14 protein-coding genes and 1 pseudogene are annotated in these 17423 nt (G+C 62.1%); 6 read left to right on the top strand and 9 right to left on the bottom strand.

The window, feature by feature from the left end:
• Positions 1-2 precede the first annotated feature (2 nt).
• Both DC522_RS08290 and DC522_RS08295 read right to left on the bottom strand, forming a co-directional pair.
• The gene (locus tag DC522_RS08290) at positions 3-2456 is read right to left on the bottom strand and encodes a type IA DNA topoisomerase (protein WP_116528230.1); all 2454 of its coding nucleotides are present in this window, start codon (positions 2454-2456) and stop codon (positions 3-5) included.
• A gap of 332 nt (positions 2457-2788) precedes the next feature.
• Positions 2789-3094 (bottom strand): hypothetical protein, encoded by a 306-nt coding sequence (locus DC522_RS08295; RefSeq protein ID WP_116528231.1) that lies wholly within the window; start codon positions 3092-3094, stop codon positions 2789-2791.
• 303 nt (positions 3095-3397) lie between these two features.
• Between DC522_RS08295 and DC522_RS08300 the strand changes: the two genes are divergently transcribed.
• Positions 3398-4207, top strand: a complete 810-nt coding sequence (locus DC522_RS08300) for a hypothetical protein (protein ID WP_116528232.1) — start codon at positions 3398-3400, stop codon at positions 4205-4207.
• Between the two features lie 425 nt (positions 4208-4632).
• Positions 4633-5019 (top strand): annotated as a pseudogene (locus DC522_RS36825) (PilZ domain-containing protein); the annotation flags it as partial.
• A gap of 586 nt (positions 5020-5605) precedes the next feature.
• Here the strand turns inward: DC522_RS36825 and DC522_RS08315 are convergent.
• Complete coding sequence (locus DC522_RS08315) at positions 5606-5899, bottom strand: hypothetical protein (RefSeq protein WP_205769542.1); 294 nt, start codon at positions 5897-5899, stop codon at positions 5606-5608.
• Between the two features lie 161 nt (positions 5900-6060).
• Between DC522_RS08315 and DC522_RS08320 the strand changes: the two genes are divergently transcribed.
• Both DC522_RS08320 and DC522_RS08325 read left to right on the top strand, forming a co-directional pair.
• Complete coding sequence (locus DC522_RS08320; protein WP_116528236.1) at positions 6061-6723, top strand: response regulator transcription factor; 663 nt, start codon at positions 6061-6063, stop codon at positions 6721-6723.
• A 422-nt stretch (positions 6724-7145) separates the two neighbouring features.
• On the top strand, positions 7146-7364 hold the full coding sequence (locus DC522_RS08325; RefSeq protein ID WP_116528237.1) for a dodecin: 219 nt from the start codon (positions 7146-7148) through the stop codon (positions 7362-7364).
• A 733-nt stretch (positions 7365-8097) separates the two neighbouring features.
• Here the strand turns inward: DC522_RS08325 and DC522_RS08335 are convergent.
• Genes DC522_RS08335 through hutI form a run of 5 tightly spaced genes read right to left on the bottom strand, consistent with a single transcriptional unit; the run spans position 8098 to position 13938 of the window.
• Complete coding sequence (locus DC522_RS08335) at positions 8098-8679, bottom strand: HutD family protein (protein WP_116528239.1); 582 nt, start codon at positions 8677-8679, stop codon at positions 8098-8100.
• A complete protein-coding gene (gene hutU / locus DC522_RS08340; protein ID WP_116528240.1) occupies positions 8679-10343 on the bottom strand; it encodes a urocanate hydratase in 1665 nt (554 codons plus the stop codon). The genes DC522_RS08335 and hutU overlap by 1 nt, the downstream gene beginning before the upstream one ends.
• Positions 10344-10358: 15 nt before the next feature.
• Positions 10359-11192: an N-formylglutamate deformylase gene (hutG, locus tag DC522_RS08345; RefSeq protein WP_116528241.1), complete on the bottom strand. Its 834-nt coding sequence runs from the start codon at positions 11190-11192 to the stop codon at positions 10359-10361.
• The gene (gene hutH / locus DC522_RS08350) at positions 11189-12724 is read right to left on the bottom strand and encodes a histidine ammonia-lyase (protein WP_116528242.1); all 1536 of its coding nucleotides are present in this window, start codon (positions 12722-12724) and stop codon (positions 11189-11191) included. The genes hutG and hutH overlap by 4 nt, the downstream gene beginning before the upstream one ends.
• A gap of 11 nt (positions 12725-12735) precedes the next feature.
• Positions 12736-13938 carry an imidazolonepropionase gene (gene hutI, locus DC522_RS08355; protein WP_116528243.1) on the bottom strand — a complete coding sequence of 401 codons (1203 nt, stop codon included), beginning with the start codon at positions 13936-13938 and terminating at the stop codon, positions 12736-12738.
• Positions 13939-14101: 163 nt separating this feature from the next.
• On the opposite strand from hutI, the gene DC522_RS08360 reads away from it, so the two are divergent.
• Both DC522_RS08360 and hutC read left to right on the top strand, forming a co-directional pair.
• Positions 14102-15460 carry a formimidoylglutamate deiminase gene (locus DC522_RS08360; protein WP_116528244.1) on the top strand — a complete coding sequence of 453 codons (1359 nt, stop codon included), beginning with the start codon at positions 14102-14104 and terminating at the stop codon, positions 15458-15460.
• Between the two features lie 17 nt (positions 15461-15477).
• Positions 15478-16212, top strand: coding sequence for a histidine utilization repressor (hutC, locus tag DC522_RS08365; protein WP_116528245.1), 735 nt, complete (start codon positions 15478-15480; stop codon positions 16210-16212).
• A gap of 209 nt (positions 16213-16421) precedes the next feature.
• Here hutC and DC522_RS08370 read toward each other — a convergent pair whose 3' ends face one another.
• The gene (locus tag DC522_RS08370) at positions 16422-17321 is read right to left on the bottom strand and encodes a LysR family transcriptional regulator (RefSeq protein WP_116528246.1); all 900 of its coding nucleotides are present in this window, start codon (positions 17319-17321) and stop codon (positions 16422-16424) included.
• Between the last annotated feature and the right edge of the window lie 102 nt (positions 17322-17423).

Consider the following 17423-nt stretch of genomic DNA (forward strand, 5'->3'; position numbering starts at 1 on the left):
ATTTATCGCGTTGGCGGAGCAGAATTTGCGGGATGCGCACGAGTACGGCCACGGGTCGATCCGGCCTTGGCTGCCGGAGACCGCTTTGCGGCAGGAGTCTTGCCGCGGCTGTCGCCATGGCCGGCGCTCGCGGTTGCAGGCGACCGGCTCTTGCGGATTGTCGCCCCGTTCGTGTCCTCTGATCTCGCTGCCCTGCGAGAAGCGTGTGCATCGAGAAAAGCCCTGCACGCTGCAAAGTCCGTCGTGATCTCTGGTGGGCACTCCATGCCGTGTTCTTCGGCCAAGGCCCGCGCATAGCGCACCATCGCTTCACTCGGGGGGCGAGGGCCATTCCGAGGCCGGTGTTCTACGGGTTCGGACGATCGGGCTGGCGCATGCTGGTCCAGGAAAGCCCGGCAGATGGCGCTATTGCTCTTCAGGCCACGAGGTAGTTTCACCCCTTTCCGTGCTGCAAGCGCGGTGGCGAAGGCAATCATGGCCTTGGTTGGCGGCTTCCCGACCGGGGCAGTACTCGCCGGGAACGTCGTTGGATCTACGGCAACAGTCTGCGACTGTGCAACGGCCCCGATCAGCTCCTGCACACGGGAGCGGGTCCGCTCCTGATAGGCTGCGGCTCGACGAATGGCCTCTTCCCGTGTGGTGGCGCGCCCGATCTCGGCGAGATCGGCCTCGAACATCGCCCGGCCGACAGGATCGCCATAGTTGGGAAAGACACGACGCACGGCTGCGATGAAGGCGAGCCCGATTTCCGTCACTTGGATCGGTGGATCCTTGCCCTTCAGCAACTCGACGTACCGGCTCTTCTGGAGCTTGGGCAGGATCGTGTCGCGGGTTGCCGCGGTCCCGAGACCTTTAGGCTCGTTCGGGTTCGCCGGATTCTCGAGAGCGGCCTTGAGTGTCGGGTCTTCCACCTGATCGACGAGTCGGCCCATGACGACCGGCAACTCGCCGCGGGTAATCCGACGCGGTGGCTCGGTCTTGGCCGTTTCGATCCGGGCGTCGGTTGCTTTCCCGGGCTCGTTATCCTGGACGGGCGGCAGGCGCCCCGTGGTGGGCTCTTCCTCCGCCTTGGCTTTGCCCGGAACAGCTTCGGTATCCTCGTCAGCCTCCGCCCCGTAGACAGCGCGCCAGCCAGGGGACTTGATCACGCTCCCGCTGATCGAGAACCGTTTCGGGCCGTGTGGCGTCGGCACCTGAACGACGACGGTGGTCCGAGCATCAATGCCGTCCGGCAGATGCGCCGCCAGGAAGCTTTTGGCCACCAATTCCCAGAGACGGAGGTGATCGCTGCCGATGCTCCCCGGCTGGGGCACCTTGCGCAGCGGCACGATCGCGTGGTGCTCGCCTGGATCCTTGACGTAATGGCCCTTGTTACCCTTGCGGAATACGAGGTCAGCCTCGGCCGGTATGAAGCTCGCGAGATCGGTCAGGATGCCGACAACGCTCCCGATCACGGCGCGGGCATCGCCTGTCTGGCTCTCCGGCAGGTGCTCGGACTCAGTGCGGGGATAGGTCAGGTATCCCTGATCGTAGAGGTCCTGGGCGAGTTTCGCCGTATGCTGCGGATCCCAGCCGAACCGCTTGGCGCAGCGGCGGGCGAGGGTGTCTTTCGAGAACAGGCGAGGGGGCGACCGACGAACGTCCTTCTGCTCGACGCCGAGGGGACCCGACCAGGAGATAGCTGCCTGCTGGATCGTCTCTGCGAACTGCTTGTCCAGGATCTTGTCTTTCGGAGCGTGCCAGAGGGTGATCTCGGCACCGCTGTCCGCCATCACTTTCAGAGCAATCTTGAAATAGTCCTGCGGAACGAAGTCGCGGATGCGTTGCTCAAGGTCGGCCAGGATGGCAAGCGTCGGGGTCTGCACCCCGCCAAAACGCCAGGGCTCCCGGAACGCTGGCGGGCGAAGCCGCAGGGACATGGCCCGGGTGCCGTTGAGACCGAGGTGATAGTCCTCATACTGGCGGCAGAGGGCCTCGAGATAAGCCGCATAGTCGCGCTCGCCGGAATCCGGTTCCTTGGCCATCACTGCAAAGGCACGGCGGATCGAGACCTCATCAAGTGCCCCTAGCTTGAGACGATCCACGCGTCCTCTGTACCCGAGATGCTCGAGCACCTCCCAGGCGATCATCGAGCCTTCCCGGCCCGGGTCGGTGGCGATGATGACCCGCTCCACGCCTTTAAGCGCCTGCTTGATCGCCTCGATCTTCGGCTTGTGCGACTGGCCGGAGCGGTTGGTGCCGTAGGTGACCGGAATACGCTCGAGCACGATCGGAAGGGCGTCGAAGCGCCAGGGCTTCCACTCTTCTCGGATACTGCCAGGCTCTTCCGCTGCCAGGAGGTGACCCTCGGCCGAGACGCAGATTGTGCTTGGTGACTTGAAGAACCTCTGCAGCTGGCGCATGGCCGAGGGCTTCTCGAAGAAGAACAGCGTGCGCGATGCTGATTGAGCGGTCATGACTCAAGTGGCTTTGAGCGGAACATAAAAGGAACATTAGTCGTGCAGCCTCACCCGGTCAATGACTGGGGGTCGCTGTGGCGAAATGGCCAGACGAGAGGCTCTTAATTTTGAAAAGGAGTGGCGCCATATCAACGATCGGGCGGAGCTAGCGACCCACGGTACCTTGGAAGACTAGGGGAAAAACAGCTGCCGGGGCTCTGATTCCGCGGTGTTCTAGACTCCACTGCGGATCATCCCTTGGACAGGTCTGCTCTGGCCCAAGCCGGAGCAGGCCTTTATTGTTTTTAGGGAACTTTAGTCTGGCGTTCCCTGTGGGCTTGGACGGCCATCTACGCTCCACGGCTTTCAAGATAGGCCCGGGCCGTTTTGATGGCGCTTTCGCACTGCGGCGATGTGCTTAGCACATCTTCGGGGGCCGCCCTGCCGGTCCAGACGTCGAGGGCGGTTGTCACCACCCAGACAGGCTCCGCCATGGCTCGTTCCGCAAGTCTCGGCAGCGAACCCTCGGCACATGCTCTCACATCCGCAATGATAGCCTGAGGCGCTCGCACTTCCGCGAGTCGCTTGTTCATCTCATCCTGGAGAGGATCAACAACGAGCAGGTTGATGACGAAAGCGAGAATGTCCTGGAGCATGCCTACCTCTTTGCTGGCCGTCAGATCAGTGGGGATCCGACATCACGTAAGTGCCAGCTGGCTCACGTCAGAGGGGTCCGGATCAAGGGTCTCCCGTGAGGTAAGCGTAACCGGGAAGGGTTCAAGGCCTCTTTTCTGAAAACCGGGCAGGGTTCTGCTGATTGAATGGCCGAGGCTCCAACTCGACAAGACAAATATACCTCGTGATTACCCACTCTTGAGAATTTATCGGAACCTTCCGCGAATTTTCCTACTTCCTTTGGAGAGGGGGCTCTTGAACCGCTTGTCCAAGGGAGAGTGGAAATGAGTTCATCTGGATTGCTGCGCCGACATCGCAAGGAAACACTGACAGGTGCAGCTCTGTTGCTTGTGTCGTGCTTGGCTTGGCAGCCTTCTGTTGCCCAGGTCGGTGTCGGAGGCGGGGCCGGCATCGGCGGCTCCGGCGGGATCGGTGCTGGTGTCGGTGCGAGCATCGGTGGATCTGATGGTGTAAGCGCTGGAGCAGGTGCCAGCATTGGCGGTTCGGGCGGGATCTCTGCAGGTGCGGGGGCAAGCCTTGGCGGCTCCAGCGGCACCAATGCAGGAGTTGGCGCCAGCGTGGGCGACTCAGGTGGCGTGACGGCTGGGGGTGGCGCCAGTCTAGGCGGTTCCAATGGAGTCAACGCTGGTGCGGGAGCCAATATCGGTGGATCTGATGGCGTCAGTGCTGGTCTGGGTGCCAGCATCGGAGACTCGAACGGGATCAGCGCTGGCGGCGCTGCGAATGTCGGCGGCTCGAGCGGCGTGAATGTCGGAGTAGGTGCCAGCATTGGCGGCAGCTCCGGGGGCGGGGTTTCGCCGGGCAGTCCCGGTGGGGGCGGCTCCTCTCCTCCCGTGCAGCCTGGAAACATTCGGAATCCCGCCACAACAGGCAGCATCAATCCAGACCTGGCCGCACCGGGAACGGTCGATCGTGCAACAACGGCCCGCCTTGCGGCCGAACTCAACCGCATGAGCGAAAACCAACGTCAGCAGTTGCGGCGAAGCTGTGCAACGGTGCTTGCTTCCCCCAACAATTACGAGGCGGATATGACGGCTTTGTGCAACCTGATGAGCCGGATGTCCTCACGGTAAGAGGCGCAAAGAGGGTGGAGAGGGGGCCTCCACCCACTTCCTTTTGCCCACCTCCTTTTGCGACCAAGCGCGACAGTATGCTTTGAGCGAACATCGCTTCCCTTGAAGCGCCTCTTGATCGTCAGTCTGATCTTCGAACGAGGTTCCTCATGTTCACACACGAGCAGATTTGGGCTGCATTCGAAGTCATTGCGGAGAGGTGCGGAATGTCATTATCCGCCCTCAGCAAGAGCGCTGGCTTGGACCCGACATCGTTTAACCTGTCAAAACGGTATGGTCCTGGCGGCCGGAAGCGATGGCCATCAACCGAAACCCTCGCAAGGGTTCTCCAGGTCGCCAACCTGGATATGAGAGCTTTTGCTGAGATTCTCGGTACTGAGGCAGAAAACTGAGCACATGGATCTCCGTCATCGCATCGCAGGTGCAAGCGTTTCCCGACCATTCTGGAAGGGTGCGTCAGGCTTGAGGCTCAGGCACATTCTATCCCATGCCGCATCCGTGACCTTTCGGCGACTGGAGCACGGATTGGACTGGCCGCAGATGTTGAACTCCCAGGCGAATTCGAGCTGAACATCCCCAGGCTCCAACTATCCCTGAAGGTTCGTTTGGTCTGGTCCAGAGCTAAGAGCCATGGCGTGATGTTCCTCGAGGATCTCGGCCAGACATCAAACGGCGATGTGATGAGCTTTCTCAACGCGCTCGCAGCTCCAGACGACGGAAACTATTCAGATGCCGTCTCGGAAAGATCCACTCCGCCATTCAAAGGAGCACGCGAGAAGCAGTTGCCGCTCCTGTCGCGAAAATCAGGTTGAACTACCGCGTTTCATGCGTCTCACATGTCCTCAAGGCGTATGTGAGCGGCGACGACAAAAACCCGCCAACAGACCTGAACGGTGCCTGTCGTCGAGGCTATGGCATGAAGGGATGAAGTCGGGTTAGGAGCGCCATGCTCAATAAGGCTGGATTCTCGTTCGGTTATCCGTCGGCGGTTGGCTCATGCTCGCCGATCGGGCCGACAGCAAAAACCCCTCTGCCAGGACAAGTGCTTCATCAGGGATCATAGCTATGAGACGCCGCTGCCGGCGCCCAACCACGAAATCCTGTGGTGTTTCGGCATCCTCAAGAACCGTCAGCACATCCTGCCTGTCGAGAGTTCCTGCGGAGAAACTGTCGAAGGCTTGATCTGATCGCGGGCAAGGGGATCGTCAGGCATGATGAGTATGATCCCGATCGGAAGGATATGGTCACCTGCGTATCAGGCAGGCATGGCTTCTCGTGTGCACGGCAGAGCGCCCTTGCGGCTAGCGCATCGTGCGGAACCGGAGGTCCGCGTCAGCGACCCGAAGGGCCACGCCAGTGAAAAGTGGATCCGGTTTTCCACTTTTCACGTCCGAGGCTCTAGTGAACGCCTCCTGTCGTAACCGACATGCTCGCGAGCAGGTCCCAAATCTCAGCACTCTGCTGCACAGGGGTCACCAGAACCGTCCGCCCGTCCGCGTCGGTCACTTCGAAGCGCATCTTCGGCTGAACGGTCGTCTCTCTCGCGAATTCGTCTGCGCTCTGAATGACTTCCATCAGCAATGCGACGCGATCGGGCAGTTCGATCCCATCCTGATCCTCGATCAGGCCGAATTCGTCCCGGATATGGAAATAGTAGATCCCCATCTGGGTCCCTGCCGTCTGATGTTTCATTGCTGCGCCGTGCCTTTGGTAGGCCGATAGAGCTCCGCTGCCTATCCGGCTAAATGGCCTAATCCGATTCCTCTCCTCCGGTTATCTGTCCTAAGGAACCCGCGCGCCTCCGCATGCATTCCTAACTATGGCTTTATGGGTACTCCCAAAGGAGAAAGGCAATGGACAAGGCTGACCAAGTCGCGTTGGTCGCCGGCAGGAACGAATACCTCCGGCTGGCTCTTAAGACGATTTTGACGGATCAGCTTGGATTTACCGACATTGTTCAAGCCGCCTCTCTTGACGAGGCCATGGAGCAACTCTCTCACAAGCCCAAGAAATCGCTCGCGCTGTTTGATGATGCGCTGCCTGGAATCAAGAGTGTTGCCTGCCTGACGGCAGTGCGGGACTGCTTCCCGAATCTTCGGCTGGCGGTCCTGTCGAAGTCGCACGAGAAGCAGGATGTCCTTGCAGCCCTGGAAGCCGGTGTTCACGGCTATGTGCCGAAGGCGATCGGCCCAGCTCAACTGACAGCGGCGCTGAGGCTGATCATGGATGGCCACATTTATGTTCCGCCAATTGTTGCTTCGATCCGACCTGCCTCGGAGGGCGTGCAGGTGCTGCAATCCGTGCCGCCGGTGAAGCCCCCGATCGACAACCTGACCCCGCGCCAGAGGGAGGTTCTTGAGCTTCTGATGCAAGGCAAATCAAACAAGGAAATTGCCCGCGACCTGAAACTCGGCGAAGGAACGGTCAAGATACACATGGCGGCGCTGTTTCGGGTGTTCGGTGCCAGGTCACGGGCCGCCGTGGCAGCGGCGGGATCACAATTACTATCCAGCTGATGGAAGTGACAGTCGCACCCGGTTCCGAATGGATCATCCCGTCATGTTGGCCAACGAGAGCATCTGGAGCAGAAGACTTTATACACCAGCTCCAATTGCATATGCGGATCTCATGGCTCACCTCGGGCGAGAGTTGGCCCTCGTATATGACGTCAGCGTACAAGAACCTCTACCGGAGCGGTGGTCGCAACTCCTCAATCGGCTACCGTGACCTGCAGAGAGCCGAGACATGGAGGGGTTACGAGCCGATCCGCTCTCGTCATTAAGTGGACTGGAGCTGTTTCCATTGGCCTGGAATCGGCTCTCGTCTTTGCCGGGCCGCATTTTTGACGGTGAACCGGAGCCACTTCACCGAAAAAGGCTCTAGTGGGCCTCAGGCAGCGCCCTACCTTCTCCCGGTAGGAACAGCCGGGAGCATCCAGATGTCTGACCATATCTATAAGGTGGTTGAACTCGTTGGTTCATCTGAGACCAGCATCGAGGATGCCATCCAAACCGCTATCAAGCGCGCGGATCAGACTCTCAGGAACCTGCGCTGGTTCGAGGTCGTGCAGACCCGGGGCCAGGTCGAGAACGGTGAGGTCCGCCATTATCAGGTCGTGTTGAAGGCTGGCTTTACGCTGGAGGGTGAGTACCCGTAGCACGAGGGTCACGGGAGCACATCACTCCAGCATCAGACGACAGGCCCAGCCCCTGCCGAAGCCCCATCTGCGGCTTCCGGTTCGATCAATCGGGAATGATCTTGATGTCCCTGCTCCCGCACCTGGAGCACTTGAGCTTCAACCCAATGTCGGGAACGGATATCTCATCCGGCCGTCCATCCATGTTCACGATAGCCTCTTGGCCACAACCGAGCGTCTGGCAGGTGGCTTCAACCGAGCGGGCTCCGTATTCTCGCATGCTGGCGAGGTCCATGGGCACAATCTCGTTGCCGTCCTTGTCATAGGAACGGCGAGGATTGCGAGGCGCGAGACTTCAGGCAAGGAGTGCCGAACTCAACGGCGCTTTTTGTCGGTCACGTCAATCGTGACCTGATTCCCGGAGATTGGATCGAGAATGGTCATGAACTGTCTCCTTCCGTTCAGGCACGAGGGAAGCGCCGTTCGCCTGGAAAAGGGTCAGGTGCTGCTGCAATCGTGGTTAGGGAGCATTTAACGCACTGAAGCAATCGCCTCCCCAAAGCAGAACGAGACGGTACATCCGCGCCTCGGCTGCCTTGTGGGAGTGTGCCGGTCCACTCAACCGGATCAGAAAGTCCATGCTCAGGCCAACATGGTTAACATACGATTAACAGGGCTCGCCAGCTTGAAGGGCCCTGCCGCCGTGAAACACATTCGGGTGCTGTTTTGAGTATCCTGCCCCAGAATCTATCTTTTAGGGCGAAGCGTCAGGTGCGATCTCGATAAGGATCATGCGTCCGTTCCCGGAGAGCAGAATGAGATCATGTGTCGCTTCCAGGGCAAGGGTGTCGAGACGCTGGAGCGAATGGATCGTTGAACCGAGCGTCACGTCAAGGGAGCCATCAAGCACAACAAGGAATGCTGTCACGGTCTGTTCCGACAGCAGCGCCACACCGGATTCCACAAACCGTGTGTGGTGCCGGAACTGTTCACGCCGCGTCATGACGTTAAGATCGCGGATCGGTCCTGAGGAGAGCCGACCGCAGGTCATGTCATCGCCGGAGAAGGAGAGCTTGGGCGACGTTCCGTCGAGCGTATAGACTATGCCTTCCACCTCGAGCTCGAGGTCGCCACCTTCGACCAAGATCAACGTGCGGTCGATCCCTGGAAAGACCGAAAACGGCCCGTCCGATGCCACATCCGCCATGCTGATGCGCCAGCTGAAGTTCTCGAAGCTCGAGCCTTCCGGAAAAGCGGCGACCTCCGCGGTGGTGCCGCCGCCATTCTTCCACGGAACGCGGACGAGATCGCGATGACGGATGACGCGTGCTTTCATCACCGCAGGCTCGGCATGTTGAGACCGAACTCGCGGGCGCAGTCGACGGCGATATCGTAGCCCGCATCCGCATGGCGCATCACGCCGGTGGCCGGGTCGTTCCAGAGCACGCGCTCGATGCGCTTGGCGGCTTCGGGGGTGCCGTCGCAGACGATCACCATGCCCGAATGCTGCGAGAAGCCAATGCCGACGCCGCCGCCGTGGTGCAGCGACACCCAGGTGGCGCCGGAAGCGCAGTTGAGAAGCGCGTTGAGCAGCGGCCAGTCGGAGACCGCGTCCGAGCCGTCCTTCATGGCTTCCGTCTCGCGGTTCGGGCTCGCAACCGAACCGGAATCGAGATGATCGCGGCCGATCACGATGGGTGCCTTCAGCTCGCCTTTAGCGACCATCTCGTTGAAGGCGAGGCCGAGGCGGTGGCGGTCGCCGAGGCCGACCCAGCAGATGCGGGCCGGCAGGCCCTGGAACTTGATGCGCTCCTTCGCCATGTCGAGCCAGTTGTGCAGATGCTTGTTGTCGGGCAGCAGTTCCTTCACCTTGGCGTCGGTCTTGAAGATATCCTCCGGATCGCCCGAGAGCGCAGCCCAGCGGAATGGCCCGATGCCGCGGCAGAAAAGCGGGCGGATATAGGCCGGCACGAAACCCGGGAAGTCGAACGCGTTCTCGACGCCTTCCTCCTTCGCCATCTGGCGGATGTTGTTGCCGTAATCGAGCGTCGGCACGCCCGCCTTGTAGAAGTCCAGCATGGCGCGCACATGCTCGGCCATGGATTGCTTGGCGGCATGCTCCACGGCCTTGGGATCGGTCTCGCGCTTGGCCTCCCATTCCGCGAGCGTCCAGCCCCTCGGCAGGTAGCCGTTGATGGGATCGTGCGCGGAGGTCTGGTCGGTCACCGCATCGGGGCGAATGCCGCGCCGGTAGATCTCGGGAAAGATCTCGGCGGCATTGCCGAGGAGGCCGACGGAGACCGGCTTCCTGTCGCGGCAGGATTGCTCAATGATGGCGAGCGCCTCGTCGAGGGTATCGGCTCGCCGGTCGAGATAGCCAGTGCGCAGGCGCATCTCGATGCGGCTCGGCTGGCACTCGACCGCAAGGCAGGAGGCGCCGGCCATGGTGGCGGCGAGCGGCTGCGCGCCGCCCATTCCGCCGAGGCCTCCGGTGAGAATCCAGCGGCCGGAGAGATCGCCGTTGTAGTGCTGGCGGCCCACCTCCACGAAGGTCTCGTAGGTGCCCTGCACGATGCCCTGCGTGCCGATGTAGATCCAGGATCCGGCCGTCATCTGGCCATACATCATGAGCCCCTTGCGATCGAGCTCATGGAACTTGTCCCAGGTGGCCCAGTGCGGCACGAGATTGGAATTGGCGATCAGCACGCGCGGGGCATCTGGATGCGTGCGGAAGACGCCGACGGGCTTGCCCGATTGTACGAGCAGCGTCTCGTCCGCTTCCAGGTTCTTCAGCGCGGCCACGATGCGGTCGAAACTCTCCCAGTCGCGGGCGGCACGGCCGATGCCGCCATAAACGACGAGTTCGCCGGGCTTCTCGGCAACGTTGGGATCAAGATTGTTCATCAACATGCGAAGTGGCGCCTCCGTCAACCAGCTTTTGGCCGACAGTTCGGTGCCATGGGGAGCGCGGATCACGCGGGCGTTGTCGATGCGGGTCATGGGACGGATCCTCGATCAGGCTTTGGAATGGGCAAAGGTGAGACAGGTTTGGAGAATGCGGGTCAGTGCTGCACGCATGGGAGCGGCATAGGCCTCGTCGTACGGCGTTGGCCACTGGCCCTCGGTGACGGAGCCCAGCGGCTCCTTCATGTAGCCGCGGCAGGCAAGCTCCATCTGGACGGCATGAACTCCGGCTTCAGGCCGGCCGAGGCTGCGTGTGATGTAGCCGCCCTTGAAGCGTCCGTTGACCACATGACTGAATCCGCTGCTCGCGCAGATCGTTTCGATCGCTTCACTCAAGGGATGCGCGCAGGTGGTGCCGCCATTGGTGCCGATGTTGAAGTGGGGCAGCGTGCCGTCGAACAGGCGCGGAATGACCGAGCGGATCGAGTGGCAGTCATAGACCACCACGTTGGCGTGCTGCGTCCGCAGCCGCTCGATCTCGGATCGCAAACTCGTGTGATACGGATCGAAGAAGCGGGCGCGGCGTACGGCGATATCATCCGCACTCGGCTCCGCTCCCGGCTCGTAGAGCGGCTCACCGTCGAAGGTGGTGGTGGGGCAGAGTTCCGTCGTCGCCTGTCCGGGATAGAGAGACACGCCGGAGGGGTCGCGGTTCACGTCGATCACGGTGCGGGAGATCGCAGTGCGGATCACGGTCGCACCAAGACCGGCAGCGAAATCGTAAAGCCGCTCGATCCACCAATCCGCATCCTTGCGCGCGAGCCAGGGTAAGACGAGTCCGCGCTCATATTCGGGCGGAATCTCGGTGCCCGTATGCGGCAGGCTCACCACGAGAGGTGCCTCGCCGCGGATCACGGTGAGCCAGTCGGGATGCTCGCTGCTCATGACAGAGCCTCATCCGTCACAAGCGGCAGCACATCGCCGCCCACGGCTTCGGCCAGTGCACCGGATGCGACGAGCGCCGTGGCTCGTTCCATGTCGGGAGCCATGTGCCGGTCGTCATCGAGATGCGGAACCTTCGAGCGCAGCAGGGTGCGGGCACGCTCCAGGCGCTCGCTGGACTTCATGGGAGCATGGAAGTCGCAGCCCTGGACAGCAGCCAGCAGCTCGATGCCGATGACATTCGCGGTATTCGCCGCCATCGGCAGGAGACGCCGCGCGCCATGAGTTGCCATGGACACGTGATCCTCCTGATTGGCCGAGGTCGGGATCGAGTCGACGCTCGCCGGATAGGCGCGCTGCTTGTTCTCCGAGACGAGAGCGGCGGCCGTGACCTGCGGGATCATGAAGCCGGAGTTAAGTCCCGGCTTCGGCGTGAGGAACGCGGGCAGCCCTGAGAGGGTCGGATCGACCAGCATGGCGATGCGCCGCTCGGCGAGAGAGCCGACCTCGCACAGCGCCATCGCGATCATATCGGCCGCGAAAGCGACGGGCTCTGCATGGAAGTTGCCGCCTGAGATAACCTCCCCGGTTTCGGAGAAGACGAGCGGGTTGTCGGAGACGCCGTTTGCTTCCGTAGCGAGCGTCTCGCCGGCCTGACGCAGCAGGTCGAGCACCGCGCCCATCACCTGGGGCTGGCAGCGTAGGCAATAGGGGTCCTGCACACGATCGTCGTTCGTCAAATGCGAGGCGCGAATGGCGCTGCCCTGCATCAAAGCCCGCAGGGACGTGGCGACCTCGATCTGCCCACGATGGCGCCGCAGCTTCTGGATGCGTTCGTCGAACGGTCCGTCGGAGCCTTTGGCGGCATCGGTCGCGAGCGCTCCCGTGACGAGTGCAGCGCGGAATACGCGCTCGGCTTCGAAGAGACCTGCCAGCGCCAGAGCGGTCGAGACCTGTGTGCCGTTGAGAAGCGCCAGCCCTTCCTTGGGGCCGAGCGTCAGCGGTGTAAGCCCTGCCCGTGCGAGTGCAGCCTCCGCCAGCATGCGCGCACCATCAACGAAGAACTCGCCGACACCCATGAGCGCCGCCGTCATATGGGCCAGGGGAGCAAGGTCGCCCGAGGCGCCGACAGATCCCTGGCCGGGAATGACGGGAATGAGATTTGCCTTAAGGCAGGCCGTCAGATGCTCGATGGTGGACCAGCGTACGCCCGACGCGCCCTGTGCGAGGCTCGCGAGCTTGAGAGACATGACGAGCCGCACCACTGAAACCGGTAGTGGCTCGCCGACGCCCGCCGCATGGGAGAGCACGATGTTGCGCTGGAGTGTCGCGAGATCCTCGGAGCCGATGCGCACGCTCGCGAGCTTTCCGAAGCCCGTGTTGATGCCATAGACCGGATCGCCTTTGGCGACGATGACCTCGATGGTCTTGGCTCCTGCTTCGACGGAAGCGCGGCAATCCTGATCGAGGGCAACGTCAGCGCCGAAATAGACGCGGCGCCAGTCGGTCAGGGCAACGGAGCCGGGGTGAAGCATTACGGGTTGTGTCACTGTCCCCTCCAGATGCGGGCATGAAGCGGATTGAAGCCGATGCGGTAGACGAGCTCCGCCGGCCGTTCGATGTTCCAGATTGCGAGATCGCAGGACTTTCCGGGTTCCAGGGTGCCGATGGTGTCGAGGCGACCAAGGGCGCGCGCCGCCTCGCGCGTTACGCCGGCAATGCATTCCTCGACCGTCAGGCGGAACAGGGTCGCACCCATGTTCATGGTGAGCAGGAGCGAGGTCAGCGGCGAGGTGCCGGGATTGCAATCGGTCGCCAGCGCCATATGGGTGCCATGCCTGCGGAAGGCGGCGACCGGTGGAACCTGTGTCTCTCGCAGCATGTAGAACGCACCCGGCAGCAGCACCGCGACCGTGCCGGCCTTCGCCATCGCGGTGGCGCCTTCCTCATCCGTGAATTCGAGATGATCGGCAGAAAGAGCTCCATAATCGGCAGCGAGCTTCGCGCCGTGCAGATTGGAAAGCTGGTCGGCATGAAGTTTGATCTTCAACCCGAGCGCCTTTGCCGCATCGAAAACGCGCGCGGTCTGTTCGGGAGAAAACGCAATGCCTTCGCAGAAGGCATCGACTGCATCAGCCAATCCTTCGCGAGCAAGAACGGGCAGCATCTCGGTGCAGATCTTCTCGATGAATGCATCCTTGTCGCCATTCGCCTCCGGCGGCAGGGCGTGGGCGCCGAGGAAGGAGGTGGTGACGGAAACGGGGCGCTCCTCGGCAAGGCGCCGCGCTGCGCGCAGGCACCGGGCCTCCGTCTCAAGGTCGAGACCGTAGCCCGACTTGATCTCAATGGTGGTGCAGCCTTCGGCGATAAGATGGTCGAGGCGGGGCAGGGCGCTCGAAACAAGCTCGTCCTCGCTCGCCGCACGGGTCGCCTTCACGGTGGAGACGATGCCGCCGCCGGCGCGGGCGATCTCCTCATAGCTCGCGCCCTTCAGACGCAGCTCGAATTCATGCGCCCGGTCGCCGCCGAAGACGAGGTGGGTGTGGCAGTCGACGAGACCGGGGGTGATCCAGCGCCCGTCACAGTCGATCCGCTCGACCGCATCCTCATCGGTCGGGAGATCATGGGCCGGTCCGGCAAAGGCGATGCGGCCATCCTTGGCGGCAACGGCTCCGTTTTCGATGATGCCAAGGTCGTCGCCGACCAGCGTGGCGAGGCGAGCGTTGAACCAGACCCGGTCGAAGCGCATGTCTCTGCTCCGGTGTGTTCGCGATAATGTCTATACATAATCGCAGAAGATCGATATTGTCTAGACGTATTCGATCGGCTCTGATGGTTGGGCGTCGGCATGGCTTTTTGGCGGCTGCAGGCGTCCTGGGTTCAGGGGCCGCTTCACAGCAAAGGTGTCAGCGATGCGCAGGCTCATCCTCGATCATGCCCTCCTTCCTGAAGGCTGGGCCCGGAATGTCGGTCTTGATATCGAGGACGGCGTGATTGCTGGCGTGCATCGGGATTCCCCTCGCGAGGACCGCGAGCGCGTCACCGGCATCGCGTTGCCCGGATTGCCGAACCTGCACAGCCACACTTTCCAACGTGGCATGGCGGGGCTTGCCGAAACCCGAGGGCCGGAAGGGGACAGCTTCTGGACCTGGCGGCAGGTGATGTACCGCTTCCTCGGGAGGCTCACGCCGGACGATATAGAGGCTATCGCGGCCTTCGCGATGATGGAGATGTTGGAAGGCGGGTTCACCTCGCTCGCCGAGTTCCACTACCTCCACCACGATACGGACGGCCGGCCCTATGCCGATATCGCGGAGCTCTCCGGGCGCATTGCAGCCGCGGCGCAGGAGACCGGCATGGGCCTGACCCTTCTTCCGGTCTTCTACGCACAGGGTGGATTCGGCGGGGCCGCACCTGCCGAAGGACAGCGGCGGTTCATCAACGATGTCGAGAGCTATTCACGCCTTCTGGAGGGGGCTCGCAAGGCTGTGACCAATCTCCACGATGCTGTCGTCGGCATCGCGCCGCACAGCCTGCGCGCCGTCACTCCCGAGAGCCTGAGCGAAGTCGTCGCGAGGACAGGCGAGGGGCCAATTCATATCCATGTCGCCGAGCAGGTGAAGGAGGTGGAAGATTGCCTTGCATGGTCGGGCCGCCGCCCGGTCGCGTGGCTGCTCGATCATGCGCCTGTGGATCAACGCTGGTGCCTGATCCATGCCACGCATCTTGATGCGCAGGAGATCAAGGGCATTGTTATGAGCGGTGCGGTGGTTGGCCTGTGCCCCATCACCGAAGCCAATCTGGGCGACGGAACCTTCGAAGGCATCGATTACCTCGCTGGCGGAGGGCATTTCGGCATCGGATCCGATTCCAACATCGAGATTTCGGCTCCGGCAGAACTCAAGCAGTTCGAGTACAGCCAGCGCCTCAAGCACCGCGCCCGCAACGTCCTCGCCGAACGCGAGGGCCAATCGACAGGGCGCAGCCTCTACGAAAAAGCGCTGTCGGGCGGAGCCCAGGCTCTTGGCCGCCGCATCGGTGCGATTGCCGCAGGGCATCGCGCCGATCTCGTGGTGCTCGACGCAGATCACCCCGATCTTGCCGCTGTTTCCGGAGATCGCTGGATCGACTCTTACGTCTTCGTCGCAGGCAAGGCTGTGATCGATACAGTGCTCGTTGCAGGCCAAGCCATGGTAAGGAGAGGCCGGCATGTAAATCGCGACGCGATCCGCGCCCGCTATACGCGAGCGATCGGCCGCATCCTGGCATGAGAGAAGAGCCGTCCGGCATGAAACATCTGCATCAGCGCATCCGCGAAGATCTCGAGGCCCGGATCATGTCCGGCGAGTGGCCTCCGGGCCATCGCATCCCCTTCGAGCATGAGCTGATGGCCGAATATGGCTGCTCGCGCATGACCGTGAACAAGGTGATGTCGACACTGGCTGCCAACGGTCTCATCACCCGCCGGCGCCGGGCAGGCTCGGTCGTGGCGGAGCCGAGCAGCCAGCAGGCGGTGCTGCAGATCCAGGATTTCGCTCTCGAAGCGGCCCGCGCGGGCACCGAATATCGCTTCAAGATCCTGCACCGCTCCATCAAGCCCATCGATGCTGCCGCCGCGCAGCGCACAGGGCTGCCGGCGGGCACCGAGATGCTCTGCCTCTCCACGCTTCACGTGATGAATGACGTGGCGCAGGCTTTCGAGCAGCGCCTGATCAATCTCGCTACCGTGCCCGAGGCGGACGAGGAGCCTTTCAAGGCCGACCCGCCCGGCACCTGGCTTCTGCGGCGCGTGCCATGGACGGATGCGGAGCACATCGTGCGCGCAGTCAATGCCGACAGCGCGATGGCGAAGAGACTTCAGATTCAAACGGGAGCGGCGTGTCTCGTGCTGGAGCGGCGGACCTGGCAGGCAGGCGCCTTCGTGACTGAGGCGCGGATTACCTATCCCGGTGAAAGACATCACTTGATTGGACGCTTCTCCCCATCGCTTAAGGGAGGCACAATCGATCAATCCGTAACCTGACTGGAGAGATAGGTGCTGACACCAGCTAGCGCCTCGTGCGGAACCGAAGGTCCGCGTCGAACGATGCGCTCTCTATAGAAGCGAGCATCGGCACACCGTTTACGGGTTAGATTGTCGCTCGACCAAGTTAGCAGATATACCTGACCTGTTCAGGATCCTTCCGAGTGCTATCGGTGATCGGAGCTGACGTTCGTTGAGAGGCCGGAATTTCAAAGTTTGACACCTTGCGCCTCATGAACAATCCACTGCCGGAATGCCATCAGCGGCGCATAGGAGGAGCGGTTTGAGGGCCAAGCAAGGTAGTACTGCTCTGTGCTCTTCATCGGCATGTCCAAGGCCCTGACAAGATCCCCTCGCGCCAGTTCATCCCGGATCAGGAATTCAGGGAGAAGCGCCAGGCCAAGCCCTGAGATCGCCGCCTGGGCCGCCGTCGCAAACTGGTCGAACAGCATGCCATGGAGCGGTTCGGTGAGCGCTTCGTGCATCATGAACCAGCGCTCCCAGGCATCCGGCCGTGAAACGAGGTGCAGGAGCGGAGCCCTCAGAAGGTCGCTCGGCTTCTCGAATTTGTACTCTTCCAGGAGCGAGCGGTTGCAGGCCGGCACGACCGTCTCGCTCATCAGGAACTCGAGCTCGGCGCCCGGCCAGTCCGGACCTCCGAAGTGGATGGCGGCGTCTGCCTGTTCCAGGCTGAAGTCGAATGGAGCGAGACGGGTCGTCAGATTGATCGTGATCCCGGGGTTGTCCCGCAGGAATCCAGGAAGGCGAGGGGCCAGCCAGCGGGTTCCGAAGGTCGGCAGGATCGCGAGGTTGAGCGTGCCGCTCTTCGGGTTGGCGCGGAAGCTGAGCGTGGCGCTGGAGATGCGCCTGAGCGCTTCCCTGATCTCGCGGGCATAGGTTTCCCCGGCCGGGGTGAGGCGGACCGTCTGCCGCTCCCTCAGGAACAGGTCGGATCCGAGCAATTCCTCGAGTACCCGGATCTGCCGGCTGATCGCGCCTTGCGTCAGGTTGAGCTCGGCGGCTGCCGCCGTGAAGCTCTGGAGCCGGGCAGCGGCCTCGAAGGCCCGCAACAGCGACATGGACGGCAGAAAGCGGCGCGCTGTGCTCACGTCATTACCTTTGTCAATGACTCCATGACCAAAACTGGTTTGATCCCGATCAAGATCTTAGCGATCTGATTACAGGAGGGAATGAGGTCAGGATAGGCCGGA

Origin of the sequence: Microvirga sp. KLBC 81, assembly GCF_003075415.1 — a bacterium.
GTDB lineage: Bacteria > Pseudomonadota > Alphaproteobacteria > Rhizobiales > Beijerinckiaceae > Microvirga.